The following is a 2,417-nucleotide window of genomic DNA, read 5'->3' as shown; positions in this document are numbered from 1 at the left end:
CGCATATTTTGGTTTGACCCCATTATGCCTTTTCCCCAAGCAAAGCGAGGGGTGTTTTCTTCGGCCGACTTCGAGTCCGCGAGCGGAGGGCGAAGAAGACACCCCGAGCGCCCTATCAGGTCGTCTTTATGCTCTCAATCATTACACGAAGCCTGTCCGCCGTCCCGGCGAGCTCGGTGGCAGCCGCGGATATTTCTTCCATTGACGCGGTTTGCTCCTCGATGGAAGCGGATACCTCCTGGGTACTGGACGCCGACTCCTCTGAGATGCTTTCCACGGCGCTAATTATCTCAACGACCTTGTTCGAACCTTCCGCTACGCTGTCCGTCGCCTGAGATATCTGTTGCGTCTCCGCGCCGATCGTCTCGACAGCGTCCTTGATGCGGCACAACGCCTGCGCCGCGTTGCCCACGACTGAAGCGCCCTCGTCGGCCTCCTTCGTGCCAGTCTCCATGAGCGCGGCCGTCTTGTTGATGGTTCGCTGAATCTCCCGGACGATGCTCGCTATCTGGTTGGCCGCGCGCGCGGAGCCTTCCGCCAGTTTCCGCACCTCGCCGGCCACGACCGCGAAACCCTTCCCGTGCTCTCCCGCGCGGGCCGCCTCGATTGCGGCGTTTAACGCGAGAAGGTTCGTCTGGTCGGCAATATCAGTGATTACGTCAACTATCAGACCAATTTGCTCTGATCTCTCTCCAAGGTCGCGCATGGCTACGGCGCTCGAGCCCGTTGTGCCAACCAGCTTGCCCATCTTGTCTGTGGCGAGGCCCACCGCGTCAGCGCCTTCCTCTACGGTCGCTCTCGCCTCGAGGCTGTACCTGGCAACCTCGTGGGACGCCTCGGCCACTCGGTCTATTTCCTGGGCCATCTGGTTTATGGTAGAGGAGACGAGCATCATCGAGCTGACCTGATCCTCCGCGCCGCGCGCGAGCCCTGACACCGTACTGGCCGTGGACTGCACCGCGTCAGAAGTCTCTCTCGCAACTGTCGCCATCAGGTTGCTCGAACCGGCTACATCATCTGATACGACGCGCATTTCATCCATCAGTCCACGCAACGAGCGCAACATCTGATTTATGGCCGTGGATATCGTGTAGAGCTCTGTTCGCTTCCCCAGCTCCAGGTCTTGACTGAAATCGTGCCGCATCAACCCTTTAGAAAAGAGCTCGAGCTTCTCGAGCGGTCGCACGTACATCAATACGGCAGCCCAACTGGCGAACGCCACCACCAGCGCTCCCACCAACAGGCCCAGACCCGCCCCGATCAGCAAGCCGCCAACCGTATGATCCTTCCCCAATATTCTCACAAACAAGAAGCTGATAACGGTTGCGGCCGGCAACGATATCAGGCTGTTGCGCAACACGAACCTCCGGGTTATGGAAAGGTTCCTCCACCCGGTTTTCAGACCTGAGGCTCCAATCTCTTTTTTGTCCTCCACTGGCGCTTCCCTTTCACGAGCACGTCCCGATTTCGGTTTTGTCCCACCACTTTTTAGCTGGCGGAGGCGCCCCATCCCCCGATTATAGCCCCAATTCGAGTGTTAAAATCTTTTCTCTGACCTTTTCCCTCCCGAATCGTTCTTAAGCGTCTTCGCTTCGATTGTCGGCAGTCATCTTGTATATTCTCTCACGAGGGAAGACCGCCTCGAATTTATGCGCAACTTCCAGCCCCAGCGTCTCGGATTTCCCGAGGACGAGGTATCCCTCCCGCAGCATGTTTCTTGACAACGTTTCGATGATTTGTGTCTGTACTTTCCTATCAAAATAGATCAACAGATTCCTGCACAAAATCATGTCGAAGCGTCTGGCCTTGCTCTCCCCAAGCAGATCGGCCTTCTCAAACTTCACCTTCCTTTTGATGTCCTCTTTCAGCCGGAACTCAACGCCGTCGGGATCGCGCGTTATCTCGAAGAACTGAGCCGCGTCGATGCCCTGCGGCATCTCGATGTCCCGGTAAACGCCCTCGCGCGCGATCGCAAGGCTCCCGTCGTCGAAGTCCGAGCCGAGCACCCTGACGTTCCACCGCTTCGCGTCGGCGCCTAACACCTTCTCCATAAGCATCGCCATAGAGTACGGCTCCTCACCGCTCGCGCAGCCCGCGCTCCAGACTCGCACCGTGTGTGATCCCATCTTTAATTTGTCTTTGACCAGATCGGGGAGCACAGACTTCTGGAGCTTCATGTAAACATCAGCGTCACGGAAGAATTGCGTGACGTTGATGGTGAGTTCATTCAGGAGTTCCGCGTACTCTTCCGGGTTGTATCGCAAAATCCTGAGGTAGTCTTGATAATCACTCGCGCCCGTGGCCCGAACCCGGATACCGATGCGCCTCTTCAGATAGTTCTCCTTGTACTGCTCACAATCGAAGCCGCGCTCGAGCAATATTCTTCTTTTTAGCAGTGAAAAAGCCTGGTTCTCGCT

General features: G+C 57.0%; 2 protein-coding genes. Both read right to left on the bottom strand.

Annotated elements, in window-relative coordinates:
- Positions 1-115: 115 nt before the first annotated feature.
- The gene (locus CVT63_06370) at positions 116-1,510 is read right to left on the bottom strand and encodes a hypothetical protein (protein PKQ27759.1); all 1,395 of its coding nucleotides are present in this window, start codon (positions 1,508-1,510) and stop codon (positions 116-118) included.
- Between the two features lie 67 nt (positions 1,511-1,577).
- On the bottom strand, positions 1,578-2,378 hold the full coding sequence (locus CVT63_06365) for a chemotaxis protein CheR (GenBank protein ID PKQ27758.1): 801 nt from the start codon (positions 2,376-2,378) through the stop codon (positions 1,578-1,580).
- Between the last annotated feature and the right edge of the window lie 39 nt (positions 2,379-2,417).

The sequence above is a fragment of the Candidatus Anoxymicrobium japonicum genome, from assembly GCA_002843005.1.
In the GTDB taxonomy this organism is placed as follows: Bacteria; Actinomycetota; Geothermincolia; order Fen-727; family Anoxymicrobiaceae; genus Anoxymicrobium; species Anoxymicrobium japonicum.
The sequence above is the reverse complement of the archived record's forward strand: the minus strand, read 5'-3'. Positions and strand labels throughout refer to the sequence as shown.

Coding starts and splice junctions, on each gene's coding strand:
- CVT63_06370 (PKQ27759.1), bottom strand. CDS start 1,510: ATGGGGCGCCTCCGCCAGCTAAAAAGTGGTGGGACAAAACCGAAATCG.